Annotated in this window: 20 protein-coding genes; 18 read left to right on the plus strand and 2 right to left on the minus strand. The window is 46.7% G+C overall.

What is annotated here, in order from left to right:
- The first annotated feature begins 98 nt into the window (after positions 1-98).
- The 10 genes from AC0YNZ_RS17530 to AC0YNZ_RS17575 all read left to right on the plus strand — a co-directional run bounded on the left by AC0YNZ_RS17530 (position 99) and on the right by AC0YNZ_RS17575 (position 8,699).
- Positions 99-344 carry a hypothetical protein gene (locus tag AC0YNZ_RS17530; RefSeq protein ID WP_475827845.1) on the plus strand — a complete coding sequence of 82 codons (246 nt, stop codon included), beginning with the start codon at positions 99-101 and terminating at the stop codon, positions 342-344.
- 52 nt (positions 345-396) lie between these two features.
- Entirely contained in the window at positions 397-1,950 is a 1,554-nt protein-coding gene (locus tag AC0YNZ_RS17535; protein ID WP_475827973.1) for a 2-isopropylmalate synthase, read from the plus strand.
- A 47-nt stretch (positions 1,951-1,997) separates the two neighbouring features.
- Positions 1,998-2,147 carry a hypothetical protein gene (locus AC0YNZ_RS17540; protein ID WP_475827846.1) on the plus strand — a complete coding sequence of 50 codons (150 nt, stop codon included), beginning with the start codon at positions 1,998-2,000 and terminating at the stop codon, positions 2,145-2,147.
- Between the two features lie 6 nt (positions 2,148-2,153).
- A complete protein-coding gene (locus tag AC0YNZ_RS17545) occupies positions 2,154-2,810 on the plus strand; it encodes a class I SAM-dependent methyltransferase (protein WP_475827847.1) in 657 nt (218 codons plus the stop codon).
- A 536-nt stretch (positions 2,811-3,346) separates the two neighbouring features.
- Positions 3,347-4,090 (plus strand): ABC transporter ATP-binding protein, encoded by a 744-nt coding sequence (locus tag AC0YNZ_RS17550; RefSeq protein ID WP_475827848.1) that lies wholly within the window; start codon positions 3,347-3,349, stop codon positions 4,088-4,090.
- Between the two features lie 66 nt (positions 4,091-4,156).
- Entirely contained in the window at positions 4,157-4,366 is a 210-nt protein-coding gene (locus tag AC0YNZ_RS17555) for a hypothetical protein (RefSeq protein ID WP_475827849.1), read from the plus strand.
- Positions 4,367-4,414: 48 nt separating this feature from the next.
- A complete protein-coding gene (locus AC0YNZ_RS17560) occupies positions 4,415-5,344 on the plus strand; it encodes a polyprenyl synthetase family protein (protein WP_475827850.1) in 930 nt (309 codons plus the stop codon).
- 127 nt (positions 5,345-5,471) lie between these two features.
- On the plus strand, positions 5,472-5,642 hold the full coding sequence (comX, locus tag AC0YNZ_RS17565) for a competence pheromone ComX (protein ID WP_181426258.1): 171 nt from the start codon (positions 5,472-5,474) through the stop codon (positions 5,640-5,642).
- A gap of 32 nt (positions 5,643-5,674) precedes the next feature.
- On the plus strand, positions 5,675-8,071 hold the full coding sequence (locus AC0YNZ_RS17570; RefSeq protein WP_475827851.1) for an ATP-binding protein: 2,397 nt from the start codon (positions 5,675-5,677) through the stop codon (positions 8,069-8,071).
- Positions 8,049-8,699, plus strand: coding sequence for a response regulator transcription factor (locus AC0YNZ_RS17575; RefSeq protein WP_110772555.1), 651 nt, complete (start codon positions 8,049-8,051; stop codon positions 8,697-8,699). Before AC0YNZ_RS17570 ends, AC0YNZ_RS17575 begins: the two co-directional genes overlap by 23 nt.
- A gap of 142 nt (positions 8,700-8,841) precedes the next feature.
- On the opposite strand, the gene AC0YNZ_RS17580 is transcribed toward AC0YNZ_RS17575, so the two are convergent.
- Together AC0YNZ_RS17580 and abc-f are read right to left on the minus strand one after the other, a co-directional pair.
- Positions 8,842-9,777: a phosphotransferase family protein gene (locus tag AC0YNZ_RS17580; protein WP_475827852.1), complete on the minus strand. Its 936-nt coding sequence runs from the start codon at positions 9,775-9,777 to the stop codon at positions 8,842-8,844.
- A gap of 25 nt (positions 9,778-9,802) precedes the next feature.
- Positions 9,803-11,737 carry a ribosomal protection-like ABC-F family protein gene (abc-f, locus tag AC0YNZ_RS17585; protein ID WP_475827853.1) on the minus strand — a complete coding sequence of 645 codons (1,935 nt, stop codon included), beginning with the start codon at positions 11,735-11,737 and terminating at the stop codon, positions 9,803-9,805.
- A gap of 153 nt (positions 11,738-11,890) precedes the next feature.
- On the opposite strand from abc-f, the gene AC0YNZ_RS17590 reads away from it, so the two are divergent.
- From AC0YNZ_RS17590 to AC0YNZ_RS17625, 8 genes are all read left to right on the plus strand, one after another.
- The gene (locus AC0YNZ_RS17590; protein WP_475827854.1) at positions 11,891-12,499 is read left to right on the plus strand and encodes a 5-formyltetrahydrofolate cyclo-ligase; all 609 of its coding nucleotides are present in this window, start codon (positions 11,891-11,893) and stop codon (positions 12,497-12,499) included.
- 89 nt (positions 12,500-12,588) lie between these two features.
- Positions 12,589-13,068 (plus strand): cyclic pyranopterin monophosphate synthase MoaC, encoded by a 480-nt coding sequence (moaC, locus tag AC0YNZ_RS17595; protein ID WP_475827855.1) that lies wholly within the window; start codon positions 12,589-12,591, stop codon positions 13,066-13,068.
- Positions 13,069-13,095: 27 nt separating this feature from the next.
- On the plus strand, positions 13,096-13,590 hold the full coding sequence (locus AC0YNZ_RS17600) for a MogA/MoaB family molybdenum cofactor biosynthesis protein (protein WP_475827856.1): 495 nt from the start codon (positions 13,096-13,098) through the stop codon (positions 13,588-13,590).
- Positions 13,587-14,639 (plus strand): molybdopterin-binding protein, encoded by a 1,053-nt coding sequence (locus AC0YNZ_RS17605; protein WP_475827857.1) that lies wholly within the window; start codon positions 13,587-13,589, stop codon positions 14,637-14,639. Before AC0YNZ_RS17600 ends, AC0YNZ_RS17605 begins: the two co-directional genes overlap by 4 nt.
- Before the next feature lie 56 nt (positions 14,640-14,695).
- Positions 14,696-14,929 (plus strand): twin-arginine translocase TatA/TatE family subunit, encoded by a 234-nt coding sequence (locus AC0YNZ_RS17610; protein ID WP_110772562.1) that lies wholly within the window; start codon positions 14,696-14,698, stop codon positions 14,927-14,929.
- A 130-nt stretch (positions 14,930-15,059) separates the two neighbouring features.
- Complete coding sequence (gene tatC, locus AC0YNZ_RS17615) at positions 15,060-15,812, plus strand: twin-arginine translocase subunit TatC (protein ID WP_475827974.1); 753 nt, start codon at positions 15,060-15,062, stop codon at positions 15,810-15,812.
- A 661-nt stretch (positions 15,813-16,473) separates the two neighbouring features.
- On the plus strand, positions 16,474-17,250 hold the full coding sequence (locus tag AC0YNZ_RS17620) for a heparinase II/III domain-containing protein (RefSeq protein WP_475827858.1): 777 nt from the start codon (positions 16,474-16,476) through the stop codon (positions 17,248-17,250).
- Positions 17,190-17,651: a hypothetical protein gene (locus AC0YNZ_RS17625; protein ID WP_475827859.1), complete on the plus strand. Its 462-nt coding sequence runs from the start codon at positions 17,190-17,192 to the stop codon at positions 17,649-17,651. The genes AC0YNZ_RS17620 and AC0YNZ_RS17625 overlap by 61 nt, the downstream gene beginning before the upstream one ends.
- Positions 17,652-17,792 lie beyond the last annotated feature (141 nt).

The raw sequence follows: 17,792 nt of genomic DNA on the forward strand, positions 1-17,792 counted from the left end.
CATCGTAAATCACTGAGTAAATCGAAATCGTGCAGAGAGCTGCGGGGTGGTGCGACGCAGTCGAAGCTGAGGTTTGAATCTCGCCTGGGAGCGGAACAGTGGAAACAGGTTGTTTTGTAACAGCCGGAGCCTACACTGTTACGGCTAGCCGCCGTCATCGGGCATTTAAGCGGGCTCGGATCCCCGCAGCAAGCAGCAAGGATGCCTTTTTGGAGGCAGCTTTGCCAAGCTTCTGCAGAAGGACCGGTCAATTAGAGTGGTACCACGGCAGCGTAAAGCTCGTCGTCTCTTACAAGGAGACGACGAGCTTTTTTTGTACAAATTTAAGAGCGTATAAATTTTAATCTTTTATAATAACCAACCAACCTTTAGGAGGCAATTACCATGACAAACGAAATGAAAAAAATCCAAATTTTCGATACGACGCTGCGTGATGGCGAGCAATCGCCCGGCGCTTCCATCGATCCGGAACGTAAAATCATTATTGCCCGCCAGCTTGGCAAACTGGGCATCGATGTCATTGAGCCCGGCTTTGCGGTATCGAGTCCAGGCGAATTCGCAGCTATACAGCAAATTTCCCGCGAGCTGCAGCATGTTGAGATCGCCGGATTTGCCAGAGCGGTAAAGCTGGATATCGACGCTGCCGTGAAAGCGACGCAGGATGCGGCTCGAAGACGGCTTCACTTATTCATCTCCTCGTCGGACATTCATCTTAACCATCAGCTGCGCAAATCGCGCGACGAGGTGGTTAAGATTGCCCGGGATATGGTCGCCTACGGCAAGCAATTCGTTGATGAAATTGAATTTTCCGCGATGGATTCCACGCGATCGGGCAGAGAGTTTGTCATCCAGCTCGTTGAGGCGGTAATTGCCGAAGGAGCGACAATTATTAATTTGCCCGATACGCTCGGTTACGCGATGCCCGAGGAGATGAGCGAGCTGTTCCGCGCTGTTCGGACGCAGGCTAGAGGCGGCGACCGTGTAAGATACAGCGCGCATTGCCATAATGACCTTGGTCTTGCGGTAGCCAACAGCATTGCAGCGATCCATGCGGGCGCTACGCAGATTGAAGTAACCGTAAACGGAATCGGCGAAAGAGCGGGCAACTGCTCCTTGGAAGAGCTGGTTATGGCGATTGAAACGCGCAAGGATGCGATTCAAGCGGAAACGAACATTCAAATTGGAGAGATTTACGAAACGTCACGAATGGTCAGCCGCGCCATGAACTTCCCTATCGCTTATAATAAGCCGATCGTTGGACGCAATGCGTTTCAACACGAATCGGGCATCCATCAGGACGGCCTGCTGAAAAACCGCAATACGTATGAAATCATGGATCCGGAAGCAATGGGTATCTCGCGGAATATGATTATTCTGGGCAAGCATTCCGGCCGCCATGCGATTAAGCATCGCCTTTCGGAATACGGCATCGAGATGTCCGATGCTCAAATGCAGGATGTGTATGAGAAGTTCAAGGAAACAGCCGATGCTCAAAAAATCGTCACTGACGATGAGTTGATCCGAATTGCCGGCGAGCTGACACAGACGCAGCCAGATCCATACGTGCTGGTTGATCTGCATGTTCATGCCGGATCGCAGCGTTCGCGCACGGCAATGGTAACGATTCGTGAAAATGAGCGCGGAGCAGAGCAGACATTTGTTGCGATGGGAGCAGGCCCGCTTGAGGCGGTTATCCATGCGATCCAGCAAGCAATTCCGGTTGCAGCCGAGTTTGAGGATCTGGAGCTGCATTCGTTATCAACAGGCGAGGACGCTTATGGGGAAGCCGTCGTCAGCATTGTGCACAAGCAGCAGCGCTTCCGGGGCACTTCCATTCATAACGACATCGTACTTGCAGCGGCGCAGGCCTATGTCTCAGCATGCAATCAAGCGGTTATGACAACGGGAAGCAGAAATGTTGATGCTGGTCCAAGTAGGGCGGCTAACTGACAAAACAAAGATTAAATTCGAAATAACCGTCAAGGGAGAGGTTTTTTTTGAACAAAATTATTCAATATTACAATCAATTTGATGAATGGGGGCGTCTCGAAAGAGCGCCCCTTGAATTTACCGTTAATTGGCAGCATATTAGACGGTTTCTGCCAAAGAACGGGCATGTTTTGGATAACGGTGCGGGACCTGGCTAATATGCGATGGAGCTGGCCGGTTGCGGCTACGACGTTACACTAACGGACTTGACGCCACGGCTGGTGCAAATGGCAAGCGAGAAGGCAAATGAGCTTGGTTTAACTGAACGTTTTAAAGGCTTCCATGTTGCCGATGCCAGAAACTTAACGATATTTCCGGATGAGCAGTTTGACGGTTCCCTTATGATGGGACCGCTTTATCACTTACAGCTGCAGGAGGAGCGGGACCAGGCTGTTAAAGAGCTTTATCGCGTGACGCGGAGCGGTGGATATGTGTTTGTCGCATTTATGACGAGGATCAGACATTTGCTGAGTGCGCTCGCTCACCCGCAGAGCTGGAGGCCTCTCGACAATATCGGAGATATTCAATCCTTCATGGAAACGGGCGTTTTTAATCATACCGATGAAGGCAGATTTACAGGCGCTTATTACTACGATATAGCTGACATTAAACCGTACATGGAATCACATGGCTTTGAATCGGTTAAACTGATCGGCTCATCGAGTGTTGCCGGCGCTTTTGCTCAAGAGCAGTTCGAGTATTGGCGATCGCTTGGGGAGAGCGAATATGCGAAATATATGGCGCTTATATTTGAGTACGCGGATAATGTCAATCTACTAGGTTCATCCTCTCACTTGCTTTATATCGGAAAAAGAAATTAAGCAATAATTTTTCCAAAATTAGTGTTGTGCACAAAGTTATCCACAATTGAGTGCGTTTCTGTGTATAAAACGGTGAAAAGCCCGAAAATACTGGATTTACTGAAGCTAAACAATGTGAGCGAAAAGGGGATATTTTTTTCACAATGTGGATGTGGATAATGTGTATAACGTGGATAAAGTTTTTAAAACGTATGAGTTTGTACCTATAAAACGACGAAATCCGCGAAAATACTACTGCAATACTCCTGTACTATCGACAGAATTAACTAACAATTTATACAGAGTTGTTGATATCTTTGTGGATAACCGTGGATAGCTCATTTTTCGATAAAGTGGAAATAAGACTAAGGTTTTCCTTCCGTTTTGCGCTTTCTTTGCGGTCACGCAAAAATTTTGCGTGAAATACCAGTCAGGTTTTCGGTGAAAAAATAAGTATTATGCGTTATCGTGAAACTAAGACGCATTTAAAACATATAACTCACCTTAAATCAAATAGCTCTCGCAATTTATAAGTGTGAATGGAGGTTAACCAAGGGATGGATAAGCAAACGATCATTCAGGTAAGTTCGGTCAGCAAATATTATGGTGCGAATAAGGCAGTGGATCGAGTATCCTTCAAAGTAAATGAAGGAGAAATTTTCGGCATTATCGGCACACATGGCGCTGGAAAGACGACGCTGCTTGAAATGCTAATGGGCATTCGTATGCCAGACCAAGGCAGCATCCGCATATACGGTCATGATGTGGTGCTTGAAGCAGAACGGTTGAAGGAAGACATCGGAATCCATCTGCAAAGCACGTCTTTGGTCGATAAAATGAATGTTCGAGAGGCAATGGAGCTTTTTCAGGGCTTTTATAAACGGAAATCTGATTTGGACCGTATCATTGAACAGTTCGGACTTAGCCAGTATTCGGATAGATTAGTAAAGCGTTTATCAGGCGGTTGGAGACAACGCACGGCATTAGCGATCGCATTAGTAAATGACCCGAAAATTATATTTTTGGATGAGCCGACAACGGGACTTGACCCGCAAGCCAAAAAGGATTATTGGTCGTTGCTGCAGCTGCTTCAGCAGCAGGGGAAAACAATCGTTGTCGCCTCACATGATATGGAGGAAATTCAACGTAATTGCAATCGTGTTTGCGTTATGCGTAAGGGGGAATTTGTTACTTGCGATAATCCGTCGACACTGATTGCGCAATTGCCGGGCGGCGGTATGACAATGGAAGCCGTTTATATGCATCATGCAGTTGAAATGAATAGGAGTGTTAGCGTATAAGGAGACGGTAGATTCGGAAGAGACTGATAACTGTATACGTAAACCTCAAGGAGGGCTTTTAAGTAAATGGATCATCGCGATTACATCGAAGGTCCGTCACTCGAGCGCAGAAAGCTGCTAGAAAAGAGAATGGAGATGATTGCTAACTTAATGAATCAATTAAATGAGGGGGAAAATCAGAAGCAAGAGCATCAATCGGACAAAAAGCGCAAACGCATCGAAGACTGCAGCGGCATAATGACAATAGTAACGGTCCTTCACCGTATGTTCACATAGCGATTTCATAGTATAATATAATGATCTTGATTTGGCGGAGGATCGATTGTGAACAATTGCATTCCACTCATTGGTCAACAAATGCGATGGCAGGTTCAGCGCTATTTTACAGCTGAACCTCTTGTTCATTTCGCAGAGCTTTTTATTGAGGACAAGCTGGTTGAATCCATTCGCTTCGGGCAGCTGACGGTTATTCACTATCGTATGTTCGGCGGCAAAGGCGATGAAGTGTACCATGCTGCTGCGGCAGTAGAGCTGTTTATTTTGGCGTCGGATATATTGGATGATTTGCAGGATCAGGACGCGCCGCACAAGCCGTGGATGCAGGTTCCTCAGCCTGTCGCGATTCATGTCGCTTCAGCACTCCTAACGTTGTCGCAGCAAGCGATGTTAGACTGTACGTCAAATGATGAAATCCGAATGGCTCTTCTGAAAATGATGAATGCTAAGCTGCTTCAGGCTGCTAACGGTCAAATGATCGACATTTTGAATGAAATGACGGATGAGCAATCCTACTTGGATATGGTTAAGCAAAAATCAGGAACACTTCTGCAGTTTGCTTGCATGGCCGGCGTAATGCTGGCAGGCCAGCCATGGAATAACGTCGTTGCGGAATACGCGACGGAGATAGGAATAGCGGCCCAAATTCAAAATGACCTCCGTGATTTGCTGCGTTGGGATGACAAAAGTGACTTCCTAAAGCGGAAACGCACCCTGCTTACGATGTATTTACTCGAGGGCGATGCGGAAGAGGATCAGTGGATTAAAGCATATTATCAAGGAAATATATCTGCTGAAGACGTTGCGCCAAAGCGCGAGCTTTTTCTCGAAACATGCGAAAGAACCGGAACTATTTTGTATGGTTCTGTCATGAGCAGGATGCACTACAATCGATTTGAGGAATTACTAGAATCTATTCAGGAAATAAGTCCTTGGAAATCGACGTTTTTGCAGATATTGAACCAAAAAAATGCATAATAACAAACCGCGCAAAAGTCATTTCGGTAATTACCAATCACTTTTGCGTTTATTGTCGATTCGTTTCCTGTTATAGTAGATACGTGTACCAATAATACTATTTTAGTAGAGAAGCGGAGGAGTTTAAATGTTAAAAGAAACGATTCGTCAATTGGTAAGCAGCACAGAAAAAATGTCCATGACCATGGGTGGTCAGTTGCAGCTAGCAGGTGTTTCCGCAGCAGAACAAAAAGCTCTTTTTGGTGAACTAAAGGAAAAAAACGAGAAGAATAGCGGTTACGCATACATGTGGAACTAGCATAATGATTTGTTGGAAGGGAAGAGGATTGCATGAGACCTAACATATTTAATCGCATTGTTGCAAGCCTCTTCCTGATCGTCTTTCTAGCTTCTATTTTTTACCTGACTTCAGTAATAGTTAGAATTCCTTCAATTGGCGCTGTATTGATGGAGGAATCCGGTCATCGTTATTTTGTAAAGTCGATAGAACCAGCAGGACAAGCGGAAGTAAAAGGAATTAAAATCGGAGATCAGGTATTAGAAGTAGATGGAAAGCCAGTTCAGGAGTTTGAAAATGTTAAGAAATATAATTCGATCGAATATGCCGATTATGTTCTTGTTCTGCATAACGATAATTTAGCGCAGAAGATTGAGTTTCCTAAGGGATGGACTGGAGATCATTCTTTATGGGAGCTGCTGATTCAGTTATATATCCCAGGCGTATCGCTCATTATTTTTTGTGCCTTTTCAGGATTTCTGTATGCTAAACGAAGAAATGACAAAGCAGCAATCTTTCTTATTTTGTTTTTTATATCTATCGGACTAAGTTATTATAGCTCTGCAGCATCAAGCCGCAGCGATCCCGTAGGACTAACTATTATTTATTTGGTTTTGCCATTTATACCAATGCTGTTTATGAGCTTTATGAATATTTACCTGCAGAGATTTGACGTTCAATTCATTAGCAAGCCAATATTGAATACTTTATTTGTATTAGTTGGCCTGGTAGGTATCGGAAGCTTGTTTTATATTTGGACAGATCTAGCATCCAGCAATATCTATACTTATCTTCAAATAGCCTATAGCAGTTCCGTACTGGTAGGTAATTTTGCATGCGTTTATATGCTAATTCGAAAATTTATTAAGCATCGGCGTACAAAGATGCATTCTTTATTTACCATTACGCTAATTTCGCATCTAGTAGCGTTTACCCCGTTTGCTTTATTGAATTTATTGCCTCAAATCATTGGTAAGGAGCAGGTTTTGCCTGCGGCGTTTACTGCGCTTTTCCTATTCGTTTTGCCAATCGTCTATTTTTATCTTTCAACCTCAAATCAATTGTTTGATATCGATTTTATTTTGACGAGATTCAAATACTATACAGCGCTTGCCCTGGTTCCATCGATAATTGTGTCAGCACTTGTAGCGTTTGTTATGCTAGGGGAGAAAGATCCGTCGTGGTCCGCATGGTTTGGCGTATTTTTTGTCATTTACATCGGAATGACGTTGTTTTTATATGCGAAGGAACAAATCGACCAACGCTTTAGGCCTAAGCTCTTTAAGGCGATGTATAGCTACCAGGATAGTCTTGACCGCTTCTCGCGTAAAGTTGCCAGAGTGATGAAGCAAGGGGATTTGGAAGCAGTCCTTAAACAAGAAATATCAGAGCTTCTTCCGGTAAAACGTATTACCTTTTTACTAGTGGAGCAATCGGAGAATACGGTTTATCCGATGGGAGAGCATCCTGAGGAGCTCATAACTGCGGAATTTTTGCTGGGAACAGTGAATTCCTTGCAAGTTGGCGAGTTAATTGAGCTGCCATATGGGCTGGGTCTTGTTATAGGCAGGCAGCGGTCGAGGTACCATATATTATGGATCGGTATGAAGACGAACCATACCCGCTTTAACTCTGACGAGCTTCGCTGGTTAAAGACGATGTCGAACTATGCCAGCATCGTATTTGAAAACTTATATTTAATCGAGGGATTGATCGAGGATCTCGAGTCTGAAGTTCGCAAAGAGCATTCCACCTCGCCTTGGGTACTTCGCCTTCTATTCTGTCTATCTGAGAATGAAAGAAGAAAGCTTGCTGCGGATTTGCATGACTCGGCACTGCAGGATCAGCTTCTCTGGTACCGAAAGCTGGAAGCTATCATGATGGATTATCCGATCTCCGATAAACTTGGACACGAGCTAGAGGATATAAAAGAAGGACTCCTTGATGTAATCCATCAAATACGCGAGACCTGTAATGAGCTGCGTCCGCCGCTGTTGAAAGAGATGGGCGTAGTTGAGGCAGTTGAATCTATCATTGAGCACACTCAAATGCGCGTGAACTTTGCTGTCGATTTCCGTGCAAAAGCATTTAATCGACCGCTCAATGAGGAGCAAATTACGGCCATTTACCGTATCGTGCAAGAATTACTCCGCAATGCGGACAAGCATTCGCATGCAAAATTAGTTATTCTTGAGCTTGAACTACGCAAAGGAACCATATATTTCCGATATCAAGATGATGGTGTCGGTATGGATGTCAATCAAATGATTGTCTCTTTTGAGCATATGGGCTTGTCAGGCATTAAAGAGCGGGTGACGGGTCTTGAAGGAGACATATCATTTTATTCAGAGCGCGGTAACGGCCTAGAGGTTGTTATTTTGTTGCCAGAAATTATGACAACCGGCAGATCGGAGAGGGGTATATCGCGTGATTCGTATCTTATTAGTTGATGACCATCCTTCCGTTGGGGAAGGGACAAAAAATATGATTGAGCAGGACTCCGAGATGTCGGTATCGGTCGTTTTATCCGCTATCGAAGCTCTGGATATTGTGCAAATCGACCACTTCGATCTCATATTATGTGATCTGAATATGCCAGGCATTAGCGGACTAGAATTGACGAAGCGTCTCATTCAACAGGATCCTGAGCGCAAGGTTATCATTTATTCCGGCTACGAGATTGGTTCGCATTTTAATTTGCTCATTGAGTCGGGTGTTTCCGGTTTTATATCAAAGACGGTATCCAGGGAGCAGCTGCATAATGCGATCAGGTGCGCGATGAGAGGGGAAACAGTTATTCCTATCTCACTATTAAAGCAGCTTAGGCGGCATGAGGTAACGATTGGACGCTCGGAAGTAACGATTGAAGATGTATCCATCAACGAGAAAGAGCAAACGATTTTGCATGAGGTAGCTACCGGCATTAGCAATAAGGAGCTGGCTGTCATGCTGCATGTGAGTCAGAGAAACGTGGAATATCAGTTATCGCGTATTTTCGAAAAATTAAATGTCCGTTCTCGCTCGGAAGCGATAAAAGAGGCTCAGCGTTTAGGCTTGATAAGCTTAGAACAATATTAGTCATAATTTTAGATTCGGAATGCTTTACATTCATTTACTGAATTAAGCATTTAACGGGTTAATTATAAACGGCAGGCTAAGGAATTCCTTAGCCTGCCGTTTCGTGTTAAAGCCCTAAAACATATAAACAGAAATTCTGGTTTTACTGGTTGGCTGCTCTTTCCAGCAAGCTGAGCATGTAGCTGTCCAAGCGCTCGACCATTAACGAATTGGTTAGTCCGGTTACTCCAAATGCAGGCCAGCCTGGATATACGGAAGGTGGCCCGGACAGGACTTCGATCAAGGATAGGAGATCCCAATAGGGCTCATATTGAAAGGTAGAGCCGGCATGTTTCTCATAAGCAGTCAAAAAAGCATCAGCAGCCGCAACGTCATAGAGCTGAGCTAAATTTAACCGGCAATGACCAATGTCGATTCCGGCAGGACCTTGGCATGCATTGACCCAATCGACAACACCGCTCACTTTGTTGTTCGACCACAGCACGTTCGTCGGATGATAATCCCGATGAATAAAGCAGGGTTTCACAGTAGGCCGTGGTCCCTTAACCAAAGCGATGACCTTGTGCCAAGACTCAGGATAGCTGGACCAGGAAGGAGCTTGCAAAGAAGAAATGTCATTGTATGTGAAATAGTTCCAGGGAAAATGGTCAGCAGCGACAGTATGAATCTGAGCGAGCGCTTCCGCCAAACCATCTAGCCACAGCTTAAAATTTGGCGGATGCAGGACAACGGTACCAACTAGCTGAGACATCAATACAGCAGGGATTCCGCATTCGGCACCAGTCTTGTCAAAAGCAAGGATTCGTGGTGCGTGTACGCCCGTCTTCGCCGCCCAGCGCAGGCTTTCTGCTTCATGCAGCGGCAAATCGGGCTCTTGGCGCAACCATTCCACATTGTTGAATTGCCGTAAAACGACTTTTGATTCGACTCCATTGACTTGAAGTGCGATGCTGTGGACAAGGGACGACATACCGCCATGCAGCCGATTAACGGATTGAATCGAAGCTTGCGGGTGTACGGCTTCAAGTACCCATTGCTGCAGGCGTTCAGAAAGCTCTTGTTTAGAATCGGCGTTCATTGCCTATCCGCCCTCTCTTATTTTTTTACATATATTGCTCCCATTCCTCATAGGCGGTCGATAAAGAGGTTTTGCGAGCTTCCAAGGCAGCTTGGATTTCTTGAATGCGGATATAATCATTGAAAATTGCAGGATCAGCAAGCTGCTCCTCCAACTCGGTAATTTGCTGCTCAAGCGACGCAATTTCTTGCTCTAATTGTTCGACTTTGCGCTGCCTCGTGCGTTCTTCCCGTTTGGCTTGTTTGTCAGCCTCGTAGGAGTTTGCAGGCGCATTGTCGGAATTAGCTGCAGATTTCGAGCCTGAAGCCTGTTTTGACAGTGCCTCGAGCCGGGCTTCTTCGATTTCATTTTTTTTCTCTATCATTTCGTCATAATTTCCTAGGAAATGATCGGTTCCTGACGGTTTGAGTTCGACAATGCGTTCAGCCATCTTGTTCAGGAAGTAACGGTCATGTGAAATGAAGAGCAATGTTCCTTCATAATCGAGCAAGGCGGCTTCAAGCACTTCTTTGCTGAAAAGATCGAGATGATTGGTAGGCTCATCCAAAATAAGCAAATTGGCCTGAGCAAGCATGAGCTTGGCTAATGAAACACGTGCCTTCTCGCCGCCGCTAAGCGATGAAATACGTTTCAATACATCTTCGCCGCTGAATAAGAAATTGCCGAGCACAGTACGTATACGTGCTTCCTCCATATGGGAGTAGCTGCCCCAAACCTCTTCAAGAACCGTATTTTGGCCGTTCAGCCTCGTTTGCTCCTGGTCGTAGTAGCCGATCTTAACATGGGTTCCAAAGTGAATCGTACCTGTAGTCGGGGCGTTTTGACCGACAATAACCTTCAACAGGGTTGATTTTCCAATACCGTTAGGGCCAAGCAACGCGACGGTTTCGCCGCGTGTAAGCTGAAAGGAAACATTGCGGAAAAGAGGCGTATCCTTACCTGGGAAAGTAACGGATACATCATTTACAGCCAGTACGTCTTTACCTGTTGAACGCTCGATCTCGAATGTGAAGTGGGCTTTCTTCAGATCACCCTGCGGCTTGTCCAGACGCTCCATTTTGTCCAACGCTTTGCGCCTGCTCTGCGCTCGCTTGGTTGTCGAAGCGCGAACCAGATTGCGCTGAACGAATTGCTCCATGCGCGCAATTTCATCCTGCTGCTTCTCGAATTGCCGCATACCAATTTCGTAATCGGCAGCTTTCAGCTCCATATAGCGGCTATAGTTTCCGGTGAACCGCTTGGAGGTATGACGCTCGATCTCAATAATCGTCTGAACGAGCGCATCAAGAAAGTACCGGTCATGGGATACGACAAGAATGGCACCCGAATAACCGCGCAAGTAAGATTCTAGCCAGGTTAATGTCTCGATATCGAGATAGTTGGTAGGCTCATCAAGCATGAGCAAATCCGGTGCTTGAAGCAAAATACGTGCCAAGGCAAGACGGGTTTTCTGGCCGCCGCTTAGCGTTGAAATTAAGGTATCAGCGGGAAAGCTTCCGAAGCCCATCCCGTGAAGAACGCTGTTAATGCGCGTATTGATTTCGAAGCCGCCTTGCTCACGGTACCAGTCCGAGCGCTTGGCGTAGCGGTCGAGAGTATCCGCATAGCGTTTCTCGTCCTCATGAAGAGCAGGATCGGCAATTTTGATTTCGAGCTCGCGAAGCTCCTGCTCGGCTTCGATTAAATGGGAAAATACAGCGCGCATCTCCGCTTCGATGGTTCGATTGGATTGTAAGCCGCTGTTCTGAGCGAGATATCCGATTTTTGTTTCTTTTGCTTTATGGATAGCGCCCGAATCAGCAGACATTTCGCCTGCAATAATTTTAAGGAGCGTTGACTTGCCGGCGCCGTTTACGCCTACGAGACCAATTCGTTCCCGTTCCAGCACCTGCATGGAAATATTGGATAATACGACATTTACGCCGTAGCTCTTTGTAACGTTAGAAACCTGAAGCAGCATTTTGAAACCTCCAACAAATAATTGTAAAGAAAGGATGCTTTCACTACTCAATAGTGTACCATAAACGAGCGCTGGCATTGGCGAAAGTTGCACAACAGTGGTAAACTACAATTAATGAAAGAAAATGATGGGAAGTAGAATAGGTGAATGCTTTTGGTTGAACGATATCAATTTGGCGATAAAGCTTACATAAGAAAAGAAATGGAAATAAAACGGAATAGCATTTCGCCTGAGCAGCGGAAATTGTGGTCACAGTCTGCCTGCGCGAAAGCGGGAATTTTGCTGGAAAGCCGTTCTATAACAGCGTTTATGGTGTATTTATCTTTTCGGAGCGAGCTTGATTTATCCAGTCTCATTGAATGGGGCTGGCAGACGGGGCGTGACGTGATTGCGCCAAGATGCATCGCGGAGGACCGCACGATGACGCTGCATTATTTGCGGAGTTGGGACGATCTGATGCCTGGTGCTTACGGTATTATGGAGCCGAATCCTGCTGTAACACCGCCAATCGACAATGGCTATGCGCCGGATGTTGTGTTTGTTCCAGGCCTCGCCTTCGATCGGCAAGGTGGCCGCCTTGGCTACGGCGGAGGATATTATGACCGCTTTGCGGAAACGGTTATTAGAGGAGCTGGCGGACAAGCCCAGACTTTGTGGCTAGGAGTGTCGTTCGAAGCACAGCTCATGGCTAAAGTTCCTCTTGAGGAGCACGATCTAATCATGAATGGAATGATTACCGAACAAGACGTTTATTTGCTATAGCGCAAGATTTGAGGTAAGCAATCATCGCGAAACGAAGCTTTTGCCGCTAGAGGGCGAAGCATCCGTTTACGCTAGAAGGAGCGATAGAGGTGGAGCTGACACATTTTAACGAGCAGGGCCGAGCGCGCATGGTGGACATCTCCGATAAGGAAGTCACTTCACGTACGGCAGTCGCTCAAACCAGAGTTACGATGAACCCGGATACATTAGCACAAATCAAGGCAGGCAAGATCGGAAAGGGCGATGTGCTGGCTGTGGCTCAGGTTGCTGCAGTAATGGCCGCCAAAAAAACTGCGGACTGGATTCCAATGTGCCACCCGCTTCCGCTTACAGGCATAAATGTGGTATTCAGCGATAATGGGACGGATGAGCTATACATAGAAGGCACTGTAAAGACTACTGGAAAAACAGGTGTTGAAATGGAGGCACTTACAGCCGTATCTGCGGCAGCTCTAACGGTGTATGACATGTGCAAGGCGCTGCAAAAGGATATGATCATTGGGCCGACGCAGCTCGTTTCCAAAACAGGCGGTAAAAGCGGCGATTATCGAATTTCGTCAAACTCGTAACCAGATTAGGGATGGGAGGAATGGAAGATGCGGTGGAAGGTAGCAATATTAACAGCAAGCGATAAAGGCTCACGCGGGGAACGTGAAGATACAAGCGCACAGGTTATTCGTGAGTTAATTGAGGAAGAGCTGGGCGGCGAAATTGTCGATTACCGGATTGTCCCGGATGAGCAGGATGAAATTATGGCAGCTATCATTGAAATGACCGAGTATTTCCATGCCGATCTTGTACTTACAACTGGTGGAACAGGTCTTGCAGAGCGCGATGTTACTCCTGAAGCAACGCTTAAGGTCATTGACCGCGCTGTTCCTGGGCTTGCGGAAGCGATGCGTATGGGAGCGCTCCAGAAGACGAGAAGAGCGATGCTCTCTAGAGGAGTGTGCGGCATTAGAGGCAGCTCGCTCATCGTTAACCTGCCTGGAAGTCCGAAAGGCGTCCATGAGAGCCTGATGGCGATCATGGATCAATTGCCGCATGCGCTGGGCATTTTATCCGGACAACTGGGGGAGCATAGCGTATGAGCCAAAAGCAGCAAACGGAGGAAGGCGCTCAGCAGCTGGGAACGACTATCCTTAGAGAGGTGTCGGTATACGATGCGGTTGGACTGCGCCTCGCTCATGATTTGACGCGAATTATTCCCGGTACGTTCAAGGGGCGCTTATTCAAAAAAGGCCATGTCGTGACGGAAGCAGACATCCCAAATCTTCTCGATATCGGCAAAGAGCATATTTATATCATGGAGCTTGGCGATGACGAGCTTCATGAGGATGATGCAGCGATTCGAATGGCTGAAGCTTTATATGGCGGTCAACTGCTGCTATCCGAGCCGCATGAAGGCAAGGTGAGCATCAAATCGAATCTGCTTGGCTTGGCGGATATAGACAAAGGAATTGTTGATGCCATAAATGCTTTAGGTGAAATTGCGCTTGCTACGGTCAAGACGAATACAGTCGTTAAGCCAGGGCAACCGCTCGCCGCGACGAGAGCGATCCCGCTTGTCGTACCTAAAACAAAGGTTGAAACGGTAGAGCTGCTGGCTGCTGAATACCGCCAGGCAAATGGCGGAGCGTCGCCGCTGCGCGTACGCCCTTTCCGCAAATTTCGCGTAGGACTGCTAACGACCGGCGGAGAAGTCTTTAACGGCAGAATCGAAGATAAATTTGGTCCGGCCGTAAGAAGCAAGCTGGAGGAGCTGGGATCTGAGGTCGGGGAGCAGAGGTTTGCTCCCGATGACCGACAAATAATTGTCAAGGAAATACACTATTTGCTTGATCAACGTTATGATATGATACTAGTGACGGGCGGAATGTCGGTAGATCCCGACGATCGCACGCCGGGCGCGATTAAAGCCTCGGGAGCAGATATCGTAAGCTATGGGACGCCAATGCTTCCAGGCTCGATGCTGCTTGTCGGTTATTTAAACGGAGTACCAATTATGGGCTTGCCAGGCTGTGTCATGCATGATCCGTATACGTCCTTCGACGTTCTTCTGCCGCGTATTCTGGCGGGCGATACGATTGCCCGCGAAGATATAATCAGCATGGGATACGGCGGTTTAAATAGCTGTTAGTTGTTTGATGCTTACAGAGCAGGTTTACTACGTAAAAATTTGAGGAGGTTAACGAAATGTCAGGAATAGGTGCAACGGGTATCATACTGCTCGTGTTGGTCGCTTTACTTCTGTTTGGACCGAATAAACTGCCAGAGCTTGGCCGTGCTTTTGGACGGACGCTGCGTGAGTTTAAGTCTGGTGCCAGAGAAATCATGGACGACGACGACCGCAAGGATAAGGAATCTAGCCGGGTTGAAGTAAATCGTTCAGAAAATATAGATAAAGACAATAAGCGGCTTCCGGATTAATCGGGCCCGCTTTTTTCTTGAACAAAAGGCAGTAAACAGCAGGCGAAGGAGGTAAGTGCAGGTGGGAACGGAAGAAAGCAGCAAATCGGAGCAGACGTCACGTAAAGCGATTCTTCGCGAGGAAGGGCTCATGCCGCTTCTGGAGCATATCGGAGAGCTGCGGAAGAGAATCTTTTACGTGCTTATCATACTAACAATAGGGCTAATCCTCGGAATCATATTCGCGCAGCCTACTTATAACTTTCTAATGAGTCAAAAGCCTGCAAATACGATTTCCTTACATACGTTTTCGCTTTGGGACGGAATCGGCATGTACATGAAATTCGCATTTGTCATCGCCTTGATTTTGGCACTGCCTGTAATTGCCTATCAGCTATGGGCATTCGTCAAGCCGGCATTGCGCAAGAGCGAGCAGCGTTCCACGCTGAAATACGTACCGTTCGCTCTCATTATGTTTTTAATCGGGCTGGCATTTTCGTATTATGTTGTGTTTCCGCTCGCGTTCAACTTTACAAGAACCATTTCGCAGCATTTGAACCTGGAGGAAACGTATGGCATCGCACAATATTTTACGTTTATGTTTAATTTATTAATTCCGATATCGCTCCTATTCGAGCTGCCGCTCGTCATCATGTTTTTAACGGCTATCCGTTTGGTGAATCCGAAGCGGCTTCGCAAAATGCGTCGCCTTGCCTATTTCATAATGGTGGTTATCGGAGTTATGATTACGCCGCCGGATTTCATATCTGATATTCTAGTGGCAATTCCATTAATCATTTTGTATGAGGTAAGCGTGTTTCTATCCGGAACGGTGCACAAAAAACAGCTGGCGGCCGATGCCAAATGGGAAGCGGAATATGGGGAATCGTATAATAAGGCTTAGCAAGAAAGTATAACGACAGGATAATCCCTACTAAAAAACCTTGATAATTCAAGGTTTTTTTTCTTTATAGGGGAATTCATGTCGTTTTTTTTACGACATGAATTTCCCTATAAAGTAGTTGAGCGACAAGAATATCACTTTAATATATGCAAAGACGCTTAACCTCTTGGAAAACTCCCATCGCAACGGTGCCAGACGCAAGAAAATTAACCATAAGCGCGCAGGTTTTATTATTTCACCTGTCTACCGTATGGGGAGCATATCAGACTTTATTTTCTCGTCCATGGCCGCCGCTGTTTCTATTATTGGTTCAGTCTAATACTTTATTCTCCTTGAACAGTTGTAAAAAAAAGAATACGGATTCAAAAGTTGAACATTGCCTTCTTGCGCATCAGCTTCTATCATCTTGGTGAATGAACAAAACTTTGTAATGAGAGGGTGCTTCTATGGGACGAATGTTGATTCTACTCGTAAGTTTGTCCTTGTTTCTATCTACCTGTATATCGGTGAAGTATGGACGCGTTTTTGCCGCCAATGACGAATTCGATGACCTCCGCTTGAAATGGGTTAATCTGCTCACTTGTGCAAGCGCTTACAGTATGCCGGTTTCGGACTCATTCCTAGAGGCTAAAATTAACGAGGCGGATGCCAAAATCACTTCATGCGTGAACTCCGTTCCTTGCATTCAACCCGAATTAACAATTATATGAACGCAGTCAATCGATTTGTCCCGAATCCTTACGCCCAGACTGTGAAATCGGCGTACTACCCGAACGTTACCGCCTCGGCCGGAATGATGACGGGAGCCAATCTGACCGATCAAGCGTTTAGCGTAGCCCTTCACGGTATTATCGTCATCCTGTCCGTCTTTCGCGCGGCTGCTTCCTCCGAAGGGAGCGGCCTGACCAAGTTGGTGAACGGAAGAGGCTGGCATCTGCTTGTCAAGCATAGTCCGTTTGGGGGAGAGCACGATCATATGGACCGGCGTGGCCTGTCTTTCGGGAGCGGAAGCGTTTCGCTGATTGCCGATCCGGGAACGACGGCGTATGGCGTTCCGCTTCATTATGGATGGTTCAAGCATACGTATTCGCACAATACGGTTTGTCTGAACGGTCAGGACCAGCCTCCGGCCGACGCAAAGCGGCTTCAGTTCCGGGACGAGAGCTGGGGCTGCATGGTGGAAGCGGCGGTGGAGCGGAAAGGGGGGCACTATAGGATGCGGGATTGCATTCAACTCCCTGCGGAAATGTGCCCTTGGCACGAAGAATCGTACGCCGGCGCCCGCATACGCAGAATGAACATCATGACGGACTTTCTTTTGGTGGACATCGTGAAGGTTTACGTTCCGGAGTCGAGGGAAATGAAATTGATACGGTTATGCATATCAGCGGTCAACTTGCCGGCCAATCGGATTGGCAGCGATCGGAAGAACGGCTAAGCGAGCTAACGCAAGCCTTGTTCGTGGACAAGAAGTCCAAGCCGCTTGACGGTCAAGAGAGTCTGAAATGGACTGTAGGTGGAGGGACGCTTCAGCATTTCAGCTGGTGCTCTCGTTCTGCCATTCTTCTCAAAGCCCATACGCCGGACAATCCGCCCAATACGACCCGGCAATCCTTCATCCAGAGAGCTTGGGCGCAAGGGGAGACGGTGTTCGTGAATGCTTTCCGTTTCAACGCTGACAGCCAAGGCGATCCAGCCTCAGAATGGTCGATGTCCATCGAAAGTGCGCGCCCCTGCAAGGAGCTGGTTGTAACCGTTCATTGTTCAGGGCAACCGTTCCGCTTTGCTTTGCAATGGGGAGAAGATGAGCATCTTACGCCTTCTGTGATTCATATCTAATCGTCTTGCAAGCGGAATTCCGAAGGTACCATGCGGTCTTTTCCTTAAAGCTTCTGTAAAAATAGTGCTTGCTGCCTTAGCCGAGCTGTTCGTCTATGGGGGGGGATTGGAATGTATACAACACCATTAATAAAAAAGCGG

The organism is Paenibacillus sp. J2L1-98 (assembly GCF_056269405.1).

Excerpts from the sequence above, each read along its gene's own strand:
- tatC (WP_475827974.1), top strand. The coding sequence starts at position 15,060 with ATGCCGCTTCTGGAGCATATCGGAGAGCTGCGGAAGAGAATCTTTTAC.
- AC0YNZ_RS17580 (WP_475827852.1), bottom strand. The coding sequence starts at position 9,777 with ATGAACGCCGATTCTAAACAAGAGCTTTCTGAACGCCTGCAGCAATGG.
- AC0YNZ_RS17545 (WP_475827847.1), top strand. The coding sequence starts at position 2,154 with ATGGAGCTGGCCGGTTGCGGCTACGACGTTACACTAACGGACTTGACG.
- comX (WP_181426258.1), top strand. The coding sequence starts at position 5,472 with ATGTTAAAAGAAACGATTCGTCAATTGGTAAGCAGCACAGAAAAAATG.
- AC0YNZ_RS17570 (WP_475827851.1), top strand. The coding sequence starts at position 5,675 with ATGAGACCTAACATATTTAATCGCATTGTTGCAAGCCTCTTCCTGATC.
- AC0YNZ_RS17620 (WP_475827858.1), top strand. The coding sequence starts at position 16,474 with ATGCGTGAACTCCGTTCCTTGCATTCAACCCGAATTAACAATTATATG.
- AC0YNZ_RS17610 (WP_110772562.1), top strand. The coding sequence starts at position 14,696 with ATGTCAGGAATAGGTGCAACGGGTATCATACTGCTCGTGTTGGTCGCT.
- abc-f (WP_475827853.1), bottom strand. The coding sequence starts at position 11,737 with ATGCTGCTTCAGGTTTCTAACGTTACAAAGAGCTACGGCGTAAATGTC.
- AC0YNZ_RS17605 (WP_475827857.1), top strand. The coding sequence starts at position 13,587 with ATGAGCCAAAAGCAGCAAACGGAGGAAGGCGCTCAGCAGCTGGGAACG.
- AC0YNZ_RS17535 (WP_475827973.1), top strand. The coding sequence starts at position 397 with ATGAAAAAAATCCAAATTTTCGATACGACGCTGCGTGATGGCGAGCAA.
- AC0YNZ_RS17555 (WP_475827849.1), top strand. The coding sequence starts at position 4,157 with ATGGATCATCGCGATTACATCGAAGGTCCGTCACTCGAGCGCAGAAAG.
- AC0YNZ_RS17625 (WP_475827859.1), top strand. The coding sequence starts at position 17,190 with ATGCATATCAGCGGTCAACTTGCCGGCCAATCGGATTGGCAGCGATCG.
- AC0YNZ_RS17600 (WP_475827856.1), top strand. The coding sequence starts at position 13,096 with ATGCGGTGGAAGGTAGCAATATTAACAGCAAGCGATAAAGGCTCACGC.
- AC0YNZ_RS17550 (WP_475827848.1), top strand. The coding sequence starts at position 3,347 with ATGGATAAGCAAACGATCATTCAGGTAAGTTCGGTCAGCAAATATTAT.